General features: G+C 55.9%; 12 protein-coding genes. 4 read left to right on the top strand and 8 right to left on the bottom strand.

All coding sequences use genetic code 11. The features are described 5' to 3' along the window. Positions 1 to 17 precede the first annotated feature (17 nt). Positions 18 to 1985: an FAD-dependent oxidoreductase gene (locus tag LX66_RS27520; RefSeq protein WP_145719514.1), complete on the bottom strand. Its 1968-nt coding sequence runs from the start codon at positions 1983 to 1985 to the stop codon at positions 18 to 20. A 145-nt stretch (positions 1986 to 2130) separates the two neighbouring features. Here LX66_RS27520 and LX66_RS27515 point away from each other — a divergent pair, with 145 nt between their 5' ends. Then, on the top strand, positions 2131 to 3147 hold the full coding sequence (locus LX66_RS27515; RefSeq protein WP_145719513.1) for an aldo/keto reductase: 1017 nt from the start codon (positions 2131 to 2133) through the stop codon (positions 3145 to 3147). A gap of 9 nt (positions 3148 to 3156) precedes the next feature. Here the strand turns inward: LX66_RS27515 and LX66_RS27510 are convergent, their stop codons facing one another. After that, positions 3157 to 3537, bottom strand: coding sequence for a winged helix-turn-helix transcriptional regulator (locus LX66_RS27510; protein ID WP_145719511.1), 381 nt, complete (start codon positions 3535 to 3537; stop codon positions 3157 to 3159). 158 nt (positions 3538 to 3695) lie between these two features. On the opposite strand from LX66_RS27510, the gene LX66_RS27505 reads away from it, so the two are divergent. Next, positions 3696 to 4589 (top strand): NAD(P)-dependent oxidoreductase, encoded by an 894-nt coding sequence (locus LX66_RS27505; protein ID WP_211366601.1) that lies wholly within the window; start codon positions 3696 to 3698, stop codon positions 4587 to 4589. Between the two features lie 65 nt (positions 4590 to 4654). Here the strand turns inward: LX66_RS27505 and LX66_RS27500 are convergent, their stop codons facing one another. The 5 genes from LX66_RS27500 to LX66_RS27480 are packed head-to-tail and all read right to left on the bottom strand — an operon-like array spanning position 4655 to position 13326. Then, a complete protein-coding gene (locus tag LX66_RS27500; RefSeq protein WP_244620532.1) occupies positions 4655 to 6181 on the bottom strand; it encodes a glycoside hydrolase family 32 protein in 1527 nt (508 codons plus the stop codon). Positions 6182 to 6205: 24 nt separating this feature from the next. Then, a complete protein-coding gene (locus tag LX66_RS27495) occupies positions 6206 to 7924 on the bottom strand; it encodes a RagB/SusD family nutrient uptake outer membrane protein (RefSeq protein WP_145719510.1) in 1719 nt (572 codons plus the stop codon). An 18-nt stretch (positions 7925 to 7942) separates the two neighbouring features. Then, the gene (locus LX66_RS27490) at positions 7943 to 11026 is read right to left on the bottom strand and encodes a SusC/RagA family TonB-linked outer membrane protein (protein WP_145719509.1); all 3084 of its coding nucleotides are present in this window, start codon (positions 11024 to 11026) and stop codon (positions 7943 to 7945) included. Between the two features lie 39 nt (positions 11027 to 11065). Further along, positions 11066 to 11986, bottom strand: coding sequence for a carbohydrate kinase family protein (locus tag LX66_RS27485; RefSeq protein WP_158642782.1), 921 nt, complete (start codon positions 11984 to 11986; stop codon positions 11066 to 11068). A gap of 11 nt (positions 11987 to 11997) precedes the next feature. Beyond that, positions 11998 to 13326: a sugar porter family MFS transporter gene (locus LX66_RS27480; protein ID WP_145719506.1), complete on the bottom strand. Its 1329-nt coding sequence runs from the start codon at positions 13324 to 13326 to the stop codon at positions 11998 to 12000. A gap of 216 nt (positions 13327 to 13542) precedes the next feature. On the opposite strand from LX66_RS27480, the gene LX66_RS27475 reads away from it, so the two are divergent. Further along, on the top strand, positions 13543 to 16329 hold the full coding sequence (locus LX66_RS27475; protein ID WP_145719505.1) for a hybrid sensor histidine kinase/response regulator transcription factor: 2787 nt from the start codon (positions 13543 to 13545) through the stop codon (positions 16327 to 16329). Positions 16330 to 16398: 69 nt separating this feature from the next. After that, on the top strand, positions 16399 to 17322 hold the full coding sequence (locus LX66_RS27470; RefSeq protein WP_145719504.1) for an SDR family oxidoreductase: 924 nt from the start codon (positions 16399 to 16401) through the stop codon (positions 17320 to 17322). Here the strand turns inward: LX66_RS27470 and LX66_RS27465 are convergent. After that, complete coding sequence (locus LX66_RS27465; protein ID WP_145719503.1) at positions 17271 to 18200, bottom strand: glutamate--tRNA ligase family protein; 930 nt, start codon at positions 18198 to 18200, stop codon at positions 17271 to 17273. The two genes, LX66_RS27470 and LX66_RS27465, sit on opposite strands and share 52 nt — an antisense overlap. Position 18201: the final 1 nt, after the last annotated feature.

Here is an 18201-nt window from a genome sequence, read left to right as displayed (position 1 = left end):
CGCCGCGCCCTTATTCCCTAGCGCGGCACCAGCAGCATGGCATCTGCCACGATGGTGCCGGCTGCGCCTGCTGCAGATACCTCTACATAAGGCGCCGTTCCTTTATCCAGTTGGTAGGTTCCCAGGTGCACCCACTCCCCGGAAGTTTGTCCTATCACCTCAATATCCGTGCTGCGGATCGTTACCTGCCTGCTCTTTTTGCCGTCAAAAACCGTGATGGCCGTTTCCGGCGCCAGGTCTTTCGTTTTCGGGAAGTAGGCATATATATCGTAACTGCTGCTGCGGGCTATCGCAGGCTTAAACCTGGCGGTCCCCTGCCCTCCTGTTGCTGCCAGGTAATCCGGACCGTAACCGCCTCTTTTTTCCAGTGTCCAGTTGCCGGTCACCTGCACCCGTTCCGGGTTATTATTATCCACCAGTATTTCCGGTATGGAGCCGTCTACCAAAGGATCTTTTTCCAGTTGCGCCTGCAATGCTTTTACGTTCACCTGCTGTACCGGCACCCCGGCATCAATAGCCATACCGGCGGCTACTGCGGCCGACTGCCCCAGCACCATGAACACCGGTTCCATACGAATGGAGCCATAGGCGATATGCGTAGCGGACAGGCACACCGGCACAAACAGGTTGGCGGCTTCCGGCTGCCTGGGTATGATAGCGCGGTAAGAGATGGGATACGGGCCGAAGCCGCCCTCTTCCACATTGCCTTCATTCTTTACCATGCCGTTCACAATCAAGCGGTCGCAATTATGCGAGTCCATGGTGTAGGCGGCCATGCCCACGCCATCCGTTACTACCTCCCTGCCCTGGCAATGGTGTTGGGTCATGACCAGCGCGCCGACCATCCTGCGCGCTTCCCGCACATAGAGCTGGTGGGTCCAGTGGCCATTGTCAGTGTATTCGTCCTTCGGGTATCCCCATTGCTGCATCTCCTTACGGATATGCGCCGGTACACGGGGATCGTTGCCTACAAAGTATAACAAGCCTTTTGTATAAGCCACATGCGCCTGCCATATTTTTTCGCGGGTGGCATAATCCGCTTCCGGGTAGTCCCAGTTCATGCCGATCATGTCAGTGGAAAAACCGTTCCGGTTGTTGATATCGGTTTTGTGATTGGGCATCCTGCTCCAGATGAAGCCGTCCTGCAGGGATTTCCAGGGCCTTTTCTCCATGAGCCGCAGGAGCAGCTCATACCATTCCGGGTGATAATTTTCCGGTTGGGTAATGGGAATGCGATTGGCCGGATCATCTGTAAGGCAGATGCGAAAATTATAGGCCTGTACTTTTTTATCGCCGCTGCCGGCGGGTTGCAGCGCATGGTCGTTCACGCCCCATACCAGGCCGCTGGCCGGGTTGCCTTTCTCCTTGTAGGGGTCAATGCCATCCAGCATCTGGTGCCCGTTCATCAATTGCACGCCGTTAAAGGTCTCGCCATACCGGCTGTTGGCCTCACGGCCTACCGTATAAGATACGCCCGCCTGCGCCATCAGGTCGCCTTCGTAAGTGCAGTCTATGAACATTTTGGCCTGCACGGTACGGTTGCTTTCCAGGATAATGCTGCGGATCAGGTTACCTTCCTTCTTCACCGCCTTCAGGCGCTGCTCATACCATACCGGCACATCCGCCCTTTTAATATAATCGCGGAAGGTGGCTTCCGCCACTCCGGGCTCAAAGGTCCATTGCTCAAATTTCCCGTAATGCCGGCCTATCCTGCGATAGAAGTCGCGGGCAAGCCCGGTAATGGCATACTTGTTCCCGATATCAGTATACCCCAGCCCGCCGCTGCTCATGCCGCCCAGGTGCCGGCCCGGTTCTACCAGTAATACTGTTTTTCCCGTTTGCTTCGCCGTATAGGCAGCGATCACGCCGGCTGAAGTGCCGCCATAGATACAAACGTCTACAATTGTTGTTTCCTGTTGTTGTGCGGGTAAGCGCATGCCGTAAAGCATGCATATGATCAGGTACAGAACGTGGTGTTGCTTCATTCAATAAACTTACAAAAACTTATCAAAATGAAAGCCGGTGGCATGGATGGCCCCGGTGTTTGATTTTTACAATAATCCCTTTGAATATTACAACGGCCGGCCGGTACCAGCTCCCTAATTTTGTTGCTACAAAATCTTGTAGGTTATGCAATACAGAACGCTGGGAAAAACCAATGAACAATTATCCGCCCTGGGACTGGGCTGCATGGGCATGAGCGCTTTTTACAGCGGCGCGGACGATGCGGAAAGCATTGCCACCCTGCACAAGGCGCTGGACCTGGGCATTAATTTCTGGGACACCGCGGATATGTACGGCCGGGGTGAAAATGAAAAGCTGGTATCGAAAGTGCTGGTACCTAACCGCGATAAAGTTTTTATCGCCACCAAATTCGCCATGCGGTTCCGGGATGATGTGCCCGCCGGCAGCGGCACGCCTTCCAGCGGCAGCCCGGGCGCTTATGTAGACGGCTCCCCCGAATGGGTGAAGCAGGCCGCGGACTACAGCCTGCAGCGCCTGGGTATTGATACGATCGATCTTTATTATGCGCACCGGATAGACCCCAAAGTTCCCATTGAAGAAACCGTAGGCGCCATGGCGGAACTGGTAAAGGCCGGCAAGGTGCGCTACCTGGGATTAAGCGAAGCCGCAGCGCACACCATCCGCAGGGCGCATGCCGTGCATCCTATTTCCGCCCTGCAGTCAGAGTACTCCTTGCTGACCCGGGATGTGGAGGGCGAAATACTGGATACCTGCCGGGAACTGGGCATTTCACTCATCCCCTACTCCCCGCTGGCCCGGGGGCTGATCACCAACGCGCTGGATGTAAACAGCCTGCCCGATAACGATTTCCGTAAAACAATGCCCCGCTTCAGCGGCAGCAACCTGGACAACAACCAGGCGCTCACACAGGCCTTCGCCGCGCTGGCGCAGGACAAAGGCTGCACACCGGCGCAATTGGCCCTGGCCTGGGTGCTGGCGCAGGGAGAAGATATTATTCCCATACCGGGCACTAAAAAGAGAAAGTACCTGGAAGAAAATGCGGGCGCAGTGGATGTACAACTATCCGCAGCCGACCTGTCTGCCATACAGGCCGTCGTGGACCGTTATCCGGTGCAGGGCGCGCGCTATAGTGAAGCTTCCATGAAGCTGCTGAACAGATAAGATCCAAACTTATTGCATGGCTGCTGCGGGGGCCGGCGCCTGTTTCTTTTCCATTAAGGCTTTGAAAGCGCCCAGGTAACCGGTCCCCCAGTTATCCATTGCCGTCACTACCGGCATCAGGGATGTTCCGAATTCCGTAAGAAAATATTCTACGCGGGGAGGCGCTTCGGGGTAGATCACCCGCTTTACGATGCCATGAAATTCCAGCTCCCGGAGCTGCAGGTTCAGCACCCGGCGGCTGGCGGAAGGTACGGCCCGCTGCAGCTCGCTGGGCCGGCGTACGCCTTTGTGAATGAGAAAGACCATGTACGATTTCCATTTGCCGCCTATGATCTCCATGAGGACGGCCATACCACATTCAAAACTTTTCGGGATCTTCTTTTCGTACATAGCGCTTTGTTTTGCTGTCAGCAAATTTAACCATAGGTCCCGTTTTGTGACACAGGGAAAAAATTTTCCCTATCCGAACATAATATCCCGTATTGTTCCTGTTCCCGGTAACCGTCAATTTGCAGTGAGTTTTTAATGTCAATAAAAACCTCCGCAACATGACAACAACAATGGATAAAACGAATCAGGTGACAGTGATCGGCCTGGGCGCCATGGGAGCCGTGCTGGCCCGGCTGCTGCTTGGCAAGGGGTATGCCGTTACCGCCTGGAACAGAAGCAGGGAAAAAGCGCAGCCGCTGGTGAACCAGGGCGCTGTTTTTACCGCAGACCTCGCGGCTGCCATACAGGCCAGCCCCGTCATTATTATTTGCGTTACAGATTACAGGACCACCAATGACCTGCTGGGAACGGACGCTATCAGCGCCCTGCTGGCGGGCCGCCTGCTGGTGCAACTAAGCACCGGAACGCCGCAGGATGCACGCGATGCCGCCGCCTGGGCGCACAGTAAGGGCGCCAGCTACCTGGACGGCGCTATCCTGGCCACGCCTTCGCAAATGGGACGGCCGGATACTCCTATCTTCCTGTCCGGAACCGCGGACGCCTACCGGCAGGGCGAGCCCCTGTTAAAAGCGCTGGCAGGCACCCTGCTCTACATGGGAGAAGCGGCGGGAGCGGCAGCGGCCTGGGACCTCTCCGTGCTTTCCAGCATGTTCGGGATGATGATGGGATTTTTCCATGGCGCACGCATTATGGAAGCAGAAGGCATACCGGTAGATGCACTGGGCGGCATGATCGCGGAGATTGCGCCCGTACTGGGAGAAATGGTGAAGGATACGAGCAGGGACATCCGGCAGGAAAACTACGGCGCGCCGGAAAGCTCCCTGGAGATCTGCGCCTCCACCTTTGACCTGCTGATCCGGCAGGCGGGGGAAGCCGGCATCAATGCCGAGATACCCACCGCTACGCTGCAGCTCTTTAACAAGGCGCGCACAGCGGGCTATGGCCATGAACGCCTGGCTGCCGTGATCAAAACTCTGCGCGCCCGGGCATAACCACTATTACGCATAAACGCCTTCAGATCCTACCGGATCTGAAGGCGTTTGCCTGATGCCTGCGCTTACTTACCCAGGTCCCAGGCCTTCAGCCTATCCAGCTTTGCCTCGCCGTTCTCCGCAAAGGCAGCCAGTCCGGTAGCGCCCTTTTCCGGGAATATCAGCGTGGTGATCACCTTTTCTCCACCGTTCACAAACACTTCCAGGGACGACTTATCCAGCAGCACCTGCAGCTTTAGCTTGCCGTTCACCGGCTTTACAGGCACACGTTCCGGTTCCCCGGTCCCCTTTCCGTCCTTCACCTGCGCAATAACCAGCTCTCCGCGTTGGGAATGATAGCCCACTACCGTTTCCGCCACTACTTTATTGCCGGACATTTGCCTGGCAATTTTGAAGCCGGTCGTTTCCGCCGTACCGGGTGTCAGCTCCGCCTCTATCCACCAGGCATTGTTGTGGAACTGCTTTGCTCCGCCAAGCGGCAGTTCACCGCGGAGCGTAACATTTTCCTTCTGCATTTTCCGGGCAGCCGGCAGTTTTTCCAGGACCGCATACAATACTTCCGAAGGTTGCTGGAACAGGCGCACGCCTTCCGGGGTGCTTTTCAAAAGCAGGTCCCGCGCTATGGACATCTGCCCCCGCCAGGGCCAGGTGGGCGTTTCAAAGGGCATAAGCCAGCCCAGCATGGTCTGCCGGTTGCCCGGCAGGTTATTGTAAGGAATAGCGGCGTAGAACGTGCGGCCATAATCCACGAACATTTTATGCCCCGGCGGATGGTCGTTGGTGAATGTTTTACCGTCAAAATCACCAACAAAATACTGCATGCCGGTGGCAGCATCCGGGTTGCCGGAGGAGATCATGAGCAGCCATTTTTTCCGGGTGGTGTCGCCATCCACGAAAATGGGCGTCAGGGAAGGGCATTCCCATATCTTGCGGGTGTCGCCCTGGTCACCGAACTCGCTCAGCAGCTTCCATTCTTTAAGATCGGCGGAGCTATAGAACTGTATTTTATGCGCTGCCGGCAGCGCTACGGTCATCAGCCATTGCTGCTGGTCTTCCAGCCATATTACACTGGGATCGCGGAAGTCCTTCTTATTAAGGTCCACTACCGGGTTGCCGGGATAGTTGGTGTAGGTAAGCCCGCCGTCATTGCTGTAGGCAATGAACTGCGACTCCTTTTTCTGCTTGGGCTGGTCTGCCGTATAAATGGCCACCAGCGGAGCTTTCCCGTTCTTTCCAAAGCCGCTGGTATTATGCTGGTCCAGCACGGCGGAGCCGGAGAATATCCAGGTGGTGGTATCCTTTGTTACGATTTCCGGGATGGCTACCGGGAGGTGCTTCCAGTGCAACAGGTCTTTGCTGGTGGCATGCCCCCAGCTCATATGCCCCCATTTGTTCTCATAGGGGTTATGCTGGTAATAGAGGTGATATACGCCATCCAGGTAGATCAGGCCGTTGGGATCATTGGTCCAGTTCTTCGGAGGCGTGAAATGGTATACCGGGCGCCACTGCGGGGTGGGCACCGCCTCCTGCTGCGCCTGCACCAGCAGGGGCCACAGGCCGGCCAGCAAAACAGATAACATGCTTCTCTTCATAATAGTCTGAATTTATTAAAAATCTTACCAGCCTGTATTCTGCTGATATAATCCTTTACTAAAATTAATCTGGTTCAGGGGAACAGGCAGGTATTCGTCCCTGCCTTTTTTAAACACGGCGTCACCCAGGTGAGCGCTGCGGGTCTTCTCCACAGCGAAATACGCATTGAGGTATTCCGCGGCAATGCCCCAGCGCACCAGGTCAAAGAAGCGGTAACCTTCCATGGCAAATTCCAGGCGGCGCTCCCAGCGTAAGGCCTGCCGGGCAAAGTCCTGTGTCCAGGTGCAGTTAACGCCGGGCTGGTAGGTGCTGATGTTGTAACTGGAAACATAATCGCCGTTTGCCTGCTTCAACAAGGCTGTGCTGGCGGCCGCCCTTTCCCGTATACGGTTAATAAGCGGCAGCGCCTCGTTCTGGCGACCCAGCTCAATCAGCGCTTCGGCCTTGAACAACAGCACATCTGCAAAACGGATGATGGGCCAGTTCTTGGAGCTGGACATGAAAGGCGGCACCTTCTGGAAGGCGGGATCACCAGGTAATACCGCTTCCTTCAGGCTCAGGTAAGCACCGTACACTTCCGGCGCACGCGCCCAGGAGCGCTGGTAAATGAACGCGGGATCATACTTGTACGGATGCCCGGGTATGGCTACGGTATGGTCTAAACGCGGATCAAAAGTATAGGTGTGAAAATCGCTTTCGTTGGTAATGTTCGTGTTGTTGAAAGTACTGAACATGGGAAGGCCGCTGCCATCCGTTTTAAAAGCGTTCACCAGGTTGGCGCTGGGCGAGTGAAAACCGCAGCAGCCGTAGTCCTGGTTCATGGGATAATCCAGCGCATGCCCGTAGTCCAGCCTCCCTTTAGGCGTACCATCGTCTTTGGAATACTGGATGGCAAACACGGATTCAGGACCGTTTTCCCTGGCCGAAAGGAAGTTGTCCGCAAAGTCTGCGGCCAATTGGTAGCCGCCGGAGCTGATCACCTCATCGCACAGCGTATTTACTTCCTGCAGCAGGGCGGCGTCTATGCCGGTAACGGCGTTTTGCTGGTCCTGCTTATAGGCCTGGTACAGCAGCGTTTTGGCCAGGTAGGCCTTTGCCGCATATTTACTGGCGCGGCCTTTTTCCGGCTGCATACCCGGCAGGTGGGCGGCGGCAAAACGGAAGTCGTCCGCGATCTTTGTCCAAAGCTCCTCATCCGTATACACCCGGTTGGATATGGTGTCATAGTTTTCCTTGGGAATGGTCTCATCGATATACGGCACATATTTGAACAATATCTTCAGCAGGAAGTAGTAATGCCCCCGCAGAAAACGCATTTCCGCCTGCCGGGTCTGTTTGTCGGGGAAGGCATCTTCACTGATCCCGTTCAGGCGGCCCAGTGCATCATTCACCCGTCCTATGCATACGTACAGGCGAAACCATACCAGGTCGGAAGCGCCGTTGTCCACCCGGTTCAGGGAAAAGGTCTCGTAAAAATGAAAATCGCTGATATCACCGGCGCCGTCGCCGCCCTTATAGGCATCCCCGCTCCGGATGTTGCCATAGGGCCACATGCTGGAATAAGGGGCGGTATAGTGATCATTGCCTAACGCGGAATAGGCGGCCGTCACCATCTTCTCCACGTTCTCCGGCGTGTTCAGGTCGTCGCCTGCAATAACGGCCTGCGGCGTCTGGTCCAGGAAGTTGCTGCAGGCGCTGAGCAGCATGCAGCAAAGTGCTATATAGATAATGTGCTTTTGCATTGTCTCGATTTTTACTTTTTAAAAAGACAGGTTCAGTCCTATGGTGCCGATCACCGGTATGGGATAGGCGTTGTTAGGATTCTCCGGGTCGGTGGCGGTAAACGAGCTGCTCTTAAAGGTGAGCAGGTTACTACCCTGGATGTATACCCTGGCATTTTGCAGGCGGTTGCCGAACAAATGCCGGAAGCTGTAGCCCAGTTGCAGGTTCCGCAGCTTCAGGTAAGAGCCGGATTCCAGGAAGTAGGTGGAGGTCCTGTTCTCGTTATTGCGGTCCACCAGCGTCAGGGCAGGTATGCCGGCATCCGGGTTTTGCGGCGTCCATGCTTCCAGTGTACGCTCGCCCCAGTTAGTGCCGGGCCAGATGGAAGCAAAATCCGTATAGGTCTTGAACGTGTTGTACACCTGTATGCCTTGTACGCCCTGCAGGAAAAAGGTCAGGTCAAAATGCTTGTACTCCAGCGATACATTGAGGCCGTAGGTAAAATCGGGATCCCCCTTGCCGATATAATCGCGGTCCTTGTCGTCGATCACGCCGTCCGCATTCAGGTCCTTAAAGCGGATGCGACCAAGGCCTTTGCCCACCTGGTCCGCATGTTCATCCACTTCCTTCTGGGAACGGAAAATGCCGTCGGCCACATAGCCGAAAGTGGAGTTAATGGAACGGCCCAGGATGGTCTTGTCCTGCCCGTTGCCCGGGTAGGAGGTCAGCACTTCGGCCGGCAGGCTGGTGACCTGGTTGCGGTAGGTGGCCAGGTTGCCGGTAACGGTCAATGCCAGGCCGGGCGCTATGTTGCCGTTATAGGACAATAATATTTCCAGGCCCTTGTTCTGCATGGCCGCGCCATTTACAAAACGGGTGCCCCCTTCCCCGATCACGGCCAGGTAGGCAGGACTGATCAGGATATCCGAGGTTTTGCGGATGAAATAATCCACGGAGCCGGAAAGGCGGTTGTCAAACAGCCCGATATCCAGGCCGATATTGGACTCCATAGTGCTTTCCCATTTCAGGGAAGGATTACCCTGCTGGATCAGTGTATAGCCGGAGGACAATTGCCCGGAACCGGCGCCGTTCAGGTCATAGGCGCTGCCGCTGTCAAATTCCCAGGTAGGATCTATGCCGTAAATGGCGGAGTACAGCGTGTAGGTAGCATTGTTGGCAATCTCCTGGTTGCCGCTCTTACCCCAGCCGTAGCGCAGCTTCAGGTCGGAGACAAAGGGCAGGGAAGATTTGATGAAAGCTTCCTCGCTGAGGCGCCACCCCAGGGAAAAGGCCGGGAACATGCCGAAACGGTTATCCTCCCCGAAGCGGGAAGAGCCGTCGCGGCGCAGGGTAAAGGAAGCCAGGTAGCGGTTGTCATACACATAATTGATCTTCCCGAAATAAGACAATAACGTATACCCGCTTCCGTTGCCACCATTATCCTTGTTGGAGGAGCCGGCATCCAGGTAAGCATAATCAATATTCTCCAATGCATACCCCTGCCGGCTGGCGGAAAAGCGCTGCATCATGTATTTGATCTGTTCCTCACCCAGCAGGAAATCAAAGCGGTGCTTCCGGAGCGCCAGGTTGTAGGTAAGGGTATTCTGCCATACCCAGTTGCCATTGTACTCCTGGGAGGTTTGGGAGAAATTGCTGGGGTCCGACAGGAAACCGGAGGTGTAGGATTTCCGCAGGGTACGCTGGTACGTGCCGTTGTAGTCAATACCAAAGCTGCTCCTGAAATGCAGGTCGGGAATGATCTCCAGGTCGGCGTAGGCATTGCCGAACAGCCTCGCAAAATGGCTTTTGTTCTGGCGGTTGTCTGCTATGAGCCTTACCGGGTTATGCCGGTCCGTCATGCCAGGCGCCGGCCCACCCCAGCCGCCGTCCACCGTGTGCACCGGCACTACGGGCTGTTGCACCAGGGCAGTGAAAAGAATATCGGAGGCAGGCAGCAACGCATCTTTAATGTAAGAAGCGGAAAGGTTCTCGCCTATTTTCAGGCGGCCCTTGAAAAAGGAATAATCCGTGTTAAAGCGGGCCGTGAGCTTCTGCTGGCTGGTTTGCCTTACAATGCCTTTGTTATGGTACAGCCCTACGGAAAAAAAGGAGTTGCCCCGCTCGCCGCCATTGGTCAGCGATATATTATAATTCTGCAGCAGGGAAGTTTGCGCAATCTCATCATACCAGTAAGTGTCTGCCGGCCGCATGGTTTGCGCGGCGTCTATAAATTCCGGCAGGATCACGCTATTGAGCACGGGGTTATCATAATCCCCGTTCCAGTCATACTGGTATATCTGGTTGTTGTTGGGATCTGTTCGGTCGTTCACCGCAGCCTGCCAGTAAGCGCGGCCCCGGCCCTCCGTGTTCAGCGTTTTGATCTTGGTATTATAGTACTGCAGGGAAGTGGCGGCGTCTACGCTGATACGGCTGTATCCCTTTTTCGCTTTTTTGGTGGTGATGATGATCACCCCGTTGGCGGCGCGGGAGCCATAGATGGTGGCGGCGGAAGCGTCCTTCAGCACCTGCATGGATTCAATATCGTTCTGGTTCAGCTCCTGCAATCCTCTTTTGGTAGGAATGCCGTCGATCACGTACAGCGGGTCATTGTTGCCCAGCGTACCAATGCCGCGTATGCGCACCGTGGCGTTGCTGTTAGGATTGCCGTCCGTGGTAACGAACACGCCCGGCACACGGCCCTGCAGGGCTTTTACCGGGTTGCCCAGCGGGATATCCTTGATATCGCTCACCTTTACAACGGACACGGCCCCGGTCAGGTCCGCCTTTTTCTGAGCCTGGTAGCCCGTTACGACCACCTGGTTGAGATCAGTGGCGTTTTCTTCCATCCCGATGGACAACGCCTTATCATCTGCAGCGATCTTCCAGGTGAGCGGCTTCATGCCGATGTAGGAAAAGGAAAGCACATCGCCGGTGGCGGCCTGTATGGTAAAACGGCCGTTGCCATCAGTAATGGCATGGTTGCTGCCCGCCTGTACGGTAACGCCCGGCAGGGGCGTACTGTTTTGCCGGCTGGTGACCGTCCCGGTAATGGTGCGTTGTTGCGCGGCGGCCAGGAAACTAAAAAGCAGCATAGGCAGGAGGTACGAAGAGATTTTTTTCATAAGTGGATGTTTTTAAATGATAACAGTCTGCAGCACGGGTTATTGATCAAAGCCCGGTAACGTGGTCTGCCTTTCTTTTATCATAGCTGTAATTTCCAGTGGATCGTAATCGGGACAACCGCCGGGGCGGGAGGCAACCAGCGCGCCCAGCGCATTGGCGTAGGCCAGGCTGTAGGATGGCGTGCAGCCATTGATGCGGCAGGCCAGGAAGCCCGCCAGGAAAGCATCGCCACTGCCGATGGTGTCCGCTACTTCTACCGGCTGTCCCGGCTGGTAGTAAAATTGCTCCTGTATGTAGCCGATGCATCCTTTACTGCCCAGCGTCACCAGCACCGTATCAATGTCAAAGCGGTCCGCCAGCATGCGGATGCACGCCTCGTGGGAAGCCTGGCTGCCATACCAGGCGCTGATCAGCTCCAACTCCGCCAGGTTCAGCTTCAGCAGGTGGCAACTGCCCATTAACCATTCCAATGTATCGCGGGAATAGTAGGGCGCACGCAGGTTAATGTCCAGCACCTGCTGCACACCGGCCCGCAATGCCTGCTGCAGTGCTGCCCGGGATACCGGGTGGCGGGCCAGCAGGCTGCCGTATACCATGTACTGCAATCCCTCCGACCCAAGCAGCTTTTCCAGGGAAGCCTGCCAGGCAATATGGTCCCAGGCCACATCATATACAATATCATACTGCATATCGTTGTGCGTGTCCATCCGGGCATAAACCCTGCCGGTAGGATGCGCGCTATCCTGCTGGATGCAGGCGGTGGACAAGCCTTTCCGTTCCATTTCCCGCAGCAGGCGTTCCCCGTGATCATCGGCGCCTACCCTGGATACCATGGCTACCTGCTGCGACAGTTGCTGCAGGTGATAAGCTACATTCATAGGCGCCCCGCCCGGCAGTTCCCTGTCCGGTAATATGTCCCACAATACTTCTCCCAGGCAGACGATGTTATAATTGCTCATAATGTTTATAGTTAGTGCATGATCATATTCATTTCTATCTCTTCCAGCGTTTGCCCCCGGGTTTCCGGCATCCAGCGCCATACGAACAGCAGTTGCAGCACCATCATCCCGCAGAAGAAAAGGAAGATATGCCCGCCTCCTATATGGCTGGCGAGGTAAGGAAATATAAAAGCGATCAGCGCCGCCATGATCCAGTGTGTAAAGCTGCCCAGCGTTTGCCCGCGGGCCCTTACCTGGTTGGGAAATATCTCGGCAATGAACACCCATATCACCGCGCCCTGTGAAAAGGCAAAGAAGGCAATGTAGATCAGCAGGTAGGATACGACCGCAATACCGCCGGTATGCATATAAAAAGAGATGGCTACCAGTCCCAAAGTAGCGATCAGCCCGATGGTGCCGATCATCATCAGGCGGCGCCGGCCTACCCGGTCTATAAACCGTATAGCCGCGAGCGTAGAAATGAAATTCACAATGCCGATGCCCAAAGTAGACAACAGGGAAGAGCCGGCGCCCAGGCCGGACATCTCGAAAATGCGGGGCGCATAGTATATAATGGCGTTAATGCCGGATACCTGGTTGAACATGGCAAACAATACGGCCAGCATTACCGGCGTGCGGTACCGGGCTGTAAACAGGCTTTCCCGGGGCGCGCCTGCAGGCTGCTGCTGTTGCGACCTGCGGATGGTGCCCATATCCTCCTCATAACCGGCAGGATTGATCAGTTGCAGGGTGGCCACAGCGGCTGCTTCCTTCCTGTGGTGCAGCAGCAGCCAGCGGGGACTTTCCGGCACCCAGCGCAGCAGCACCAGGAACAGGGCCGCCGGCGCGGCCTGTATGCCCAGCATCAGCCGCCAGGAATTTTCCCCGCCCTGTCCTATTAAATAATTGGACAGGTAGGAAATGAGGATGCCGAACACCACGTTGAACTGGAAGAGCGCTACCATACGCCCCCGGTATTGCGCGGGCGATATCTCGGAAATGTACACGGGCGCAGTTACAGAGGAAGCGCCTACACCCAGGCCGCCGATAAAACGGCATACCAGGAAAAGGTACCAGTTGCCGGCCAGCGCAGTGCCCAGCGCAGAAAAAAGATACACCAGCGCCACCAGCACCAGGGTGGCCCTGCGGCCCCACTTATCAGAAGGGATGCTGCCGGTGAGCGCGCCAAACACGGTGCCGATCAAAGCAATAGATACGGTAAGGCCATGCTGTACCCCGGTTAACTGCCAGTATTGCTGGATGGATTGCTCGGCCCCGGAGATAACGGCCGTATCAAAACCGAAAAGAAAGCCGCCTAATGCTACTACAAAAGCCCAGAAAAAAACGATCCTGTTGGTCATAACGCAGATTTGATAACGGCCCAAACATACGGGATGCGGCGGCGGAGGGCCTTGCGGGATCGCTTCCATTTCTTTTGAAATTGTAACAGGGGGCGTGTTTATTCAAATAGAACTCCATTAACATTTTATACATTAATTAAAATATTATATTGACGGAGCGTTTTCAATTTTGTATCATTGTTTTAGAAAAAAGATCATTCCGTCCACCTTTAAATAATGTCCACGTTGTTCCAGATCCTTACCAGGTACATGTATATTTTCTGCTTACTCTCCATCCTCTGCAGCTTTGGGTGCGGGCAGGAGACCGGCCCCCGGTACCGCATCGGCTTTTCGCAATGCACGGGTAATGACGACTGGCGGCGGAACATGCTGGTGGAGATGAAACGGGAACTGTTCTACCACCCGGAAATGCAGTTATTATATAAGGATGCGCAGGAGGACAGCAAAAGACAGGTGCAGCAGATCCGGGAACTAATGGCGGAAAAGATGGACATCCTGCTGGTGTCTCCCAACGAAGCCGCCCCGCTGGCACCTGTTATTGCAGAAGTATACCGCAAAGGCATTCCCGTGATCATACTGGACCGCAAGGCCGATACGGATTCCTTTACCGCCTACATTGGCGGGGATAATTATAATATCGGCAAGCTGGCGGCCGAGTACATTGCCGGGCAACTGGGCGGCAAGGGTCGCATTGTAGAAGTAACGGGCCTGCGCGGCTCCTCTCCCACCGTGGAAAGGCACCAGGGCTTTCATGATGCGCTGGTGCAGCACCCCGGCCTGCAGGTGATGGCCAGCCTGGAAGGCGGTTGGGTAGCCCCGAAAACCAGGGAAGCAGCCGCCCGCAATGAAGCGGTGCTGCGCCAGGCCGACGTGATATTTGCGCAAAACGATGTAATGGCGTATAGCATGTACCGTTATTGCCAGGAAAAGGGCCTGCACCGTATAAAGTTCATCGGGGTAGATGCCAGCCCTTACCCGGATGCCGGCATAGACCTGGTGTACCGCGGCATACTGAGCGCCTCCCTGCTGTACCCCAGCGGGGGCAAGGAAGCCATCAGCATGGCGGCGGATATACTGGCGGGCAAAAAAGTGCCCCGCAACACGCTTTTACAGACCGTACTGATAGACAGCAGTAATGTGCAGCTCATGCGCCTGCAGATCAACAAGATACAGGCGCAGCACCAGGAGATTGAGAACCAGCAATCCCTGCTGCAGGAGCAGCGCCGCCTGTACCAGGACCAGCAACACCTGCTGCGCATCGTGGTCACCACCCTCTGCGTGGCGTTCCTGCTGGGCACCGTGCTGTTCTTTATCCTGCGCACCAACCGGCGCATTAACCGGCAGTTGAAGCAGCAACGGGACGAGATCCTGCAACAGCGCGACCAACTGGTGGAAATGAGGGCCAGGGCCGAAGAGGCCACCGAAGCGAAATTTGCCTTCTTCACCAACCTGTCCCACGAGTTCCGCACCCCGCTGACGCTGATACAAGCCCCGCTGGAAAACCTGCTGGGCGGGCGGCAGCTTTCCTCCATACAGCAACAACAACTGGCGCTCATGCGCCGGAACGTAAGCCGGCTGATGCGGCTGGTGGACCAGTTGCTGGAGTTCCGCCGCATAGAAAGCGGCAAGCTGCAACTGAAGGTTTCCGAAAACGGGCTCCCGCATTTTGTGACCGAGATCATGGAAGCTTTCAAAGGCATTGCCGTGAAAAAACGCATCGATTTCCGGCTGATCAGCCGGCAACCGGATATAAAAGCCTGGTTTGACCAGCGCCTGTTTGACCGGGTACTGTACAACCTGCTGTCCAATGCCTTCAAGTTCACGCAGGATCACGGTAAAGTGCACATCTACCTCGAAAAACCCGAGCAGGGCCGGGAGGCCGTGATCCGCGTAGAGGACGACGGCGCCGGCATGGACGAGACCACGCTGACGCATGCCTTTGAGCTGTTCTACCAGAGCCGGGAAAGCGAGTACAAGGGCACCGGCATTGGCCTGGCGCTAAGCCGCGAGATCATGACCCTGCACCATGGCACTATCAGCGTGCAAAGCCGCAAAGGCGCAGGCGCTACCTTTACGCTCACGCTGCCCTGCAGCAGCGCGCCGTTCGCGCCGGAAGAGATCCAGCAGGAAACGGAAAGCATGAACGTGATCCATCACCCGCTGCACAGCTATATCCAGGAGCTGGAGCAGGATACGCCACCCCACGCCGTACCGGTGGCAGGCAAAGAACGACCCTATTCCCTGCTGATCATAGAAGATCATCCAGACCTGAACAGCTTCCTGGCCGGTTACCTTAGCGAAACCTACGAAGTATTCCATGCCGGCAACGGCCCGGACGGCCTGCAACTGGCCTTTCAGCATATCCCGGACCTGATCCTGTGCGATGTTATGCTACCCGGCATAGACGGCATACAGGTGCTGCACACGCTGAAAAAGGACATACGCACCTCCCACATCCCGGTGATACTGCTGAGCGCCAACAACAGCGAGGAACAGCGCATGGAAGGCATGCGGCACAACGCTGACGCCTATATCAGCAAGCCCTTCAACCTGCAATACCTGGAACAAAGCATTGCCAGTGTCCTGAACATCCGCGCGCTGCTGAAAGACCACTATATTACCGAACCGGTGACCAGGCTGCATACCAGCCACTCCAACAAAACGGACCGCAAATTCGTGAACGACTTTACCGCCATTGTGGAGGAGAACCTGGGCAATGACCAGTTCAGCGTAGACGACATCTGCCAGCAGCTCACCGTTTCCAAAATGCAACTGTACCGCAAAGTGAAAAAGCTGCTGGATTGCAATGTGAACGATTACATACTGGAAGCCCGGGTCAAAAAGGCGCAGTACCTCCTGCTTAACTCCCAGCTATCCGTGTCGGAGATAGCCTATACCTGCGGTTTCTCCTCTCCCGCTTATTTTTCTACAGTGTTCAAGAACAGGAGCCGGCAAACACCTAAAGCCTTCCGCGAGCAGGTGAGCAAAAAGGCGGAAGAATAACGCCTTTCGTTTTCTTACAATGCGCGGCACGCGCATCAACGGACATTTGCTGTATAAAACATAACAGCTATGACCAAACAAACCACTCCTTCCATCCTCCTTACCGGCGCTACCGGCACCATCGGGTATGCGCTGGCGCAACAGCTTTCCGCACAGGGCCTGCCTTTCCGCGCCCTGGTGCGCTGCCTGGAAAACAGCCAGGGGCTCCGCGCGCTGCCCGGGGCCACGGTTGTTGCCGGCGACCTGAACGATACCAACAGCATTGCCCGCGCGCTGGACGGCATAGAAAAAGCGTTCCTGCTTACCAACTCCTCTGAACAGGCGGAAACATTGCAAAATAATTTCGTGGAAGCAGCGGCGCAGGCCGGCCTGCAGCAAATCGTAAAACTCTCACAACTGGCAGCGGACCCGCATTCGCCGGTGCGCTTCCTGCGCTACCATGCCGCTGTGGAGGAAAAGATAAAGCAGTCCGGCATTCCTTATACGTTCCTGCGGCCCAACCTGTTCATGCAGGGATTGCTGGGCTTCCGGGAACCGATTGCCCAAATGGGTAAATTCTTTGCCGCCATAGGGGACGCTGCCATCAGCCTGGTGGATATCCGGGATATAGCGGCCGTGGCAGCCAAAGCACTAACGGAAGCAGGTCACGAAAACAAAATATATACCCTCACCGGCCCGGAGGCATTAACCCATCAGCAGCTTGCCGAAAGGCTCTCCGAAGCGCTGGGCCGGACCATCACCTTCATAGATGTAACACCGGCAGACATGCGGCAGGCGCTGGACCGGGCCGGCTTTCCCGCCTGGCAGGCAGAAGGGCTGATAGAGGACTATGCGCACTATGCCCGCGGGGAAGCTTCCGGCATCAGCACGGCCATACCGGGCATAACGGGCAGGCCCGCACGGAATTTCCGGCAGTTTGCGCAGGATTATGCAGCGGTGTTTCAAAGGCCCTCCCAGCCCGGTAGCCCGTCCAGCGCGGTGGCCAGGGAATGAAAATCGTATACACCCGTATCAATGCCCAGCATGCCGGCAATCATAGCATAGATATCCGCCGGCTGCTTTCCTTCCCTGCGCAGGAACTGTACGGAGGTAGCGCCTGCTGACTTGGAAAGCTTCTGGTCCGCGGTTTCCAGCAGCAGGGGATGATGAAAGAAAGTACACTGCTGAAAGGTATTGCCGGGCAGCAACGTGGACAGGTATAATTGCGCCAGCGTGGAACCCCACAGGTCTGCACCGCGCACTACCAGGTCCACGCCAAAATACTGGTCGTCCAGTACGGAAGTAAGCTGGTAAGCGGGATCGCCATCCTTTTTTCTTACTACAAATTCCTGCATAAGAAGGGGCAGTGTGGCACGCACCACTTCACCGGGTAATGTTTTAACGTTCAGCTCTTTTGTGGCGGAAGTATGCAGCCGCCAGCTCACACCGGGCGTATCCAGCGGGATGTTCTTATGGCGGCAGGTGCCGGGATAAGCGCCATCCGGGCTCATGGCGGCTACCTGCGCGCGGGAGCATGTACAGGCAAACACCTGCCCTGCTTCCTCCAGTTGCCGCAGCGCTTCCCGGTATAGATCCATGCGGTGCAACTGCGAATAAACGGTTTCATATGTGGTGTAATCCGCCGGGCCTTCCTCCCAGGGAATGTCCAGGAAATGCAGGGTATCAAAGATATCCTGCACATATTCGCGCTGCACGCGGTCCCTGTCCAGGTCGTCGATCCGGAGTAACAGGCCGGCCTGCGTTTTCCAGGCCAGCGCCGCGGTGACCGCAAAGGACAGCACATTGCCCAGGTGCAGGAAACCGCTGGGCGTGGGAGCTATCCTGGTTTTGTGAAAGGTAGGCGCCACATTCATGGGCCTGTAAATTAGCATT

It is taken from the genome of Chitinophaga japonensis (assembly GCF_007830125.1).
Lineage (GTDB): Bacteria > Bacteroidota > Bacteroidia > Chitinophagales > Chitinophagaceae > Chitinophaga > Chitinophaga japonensis.
The sequence above is the reverse complement of the archived record's forward strand: the minus strand, read 5'-3'. Positions and strand labels throughout refer to the sequence as shown.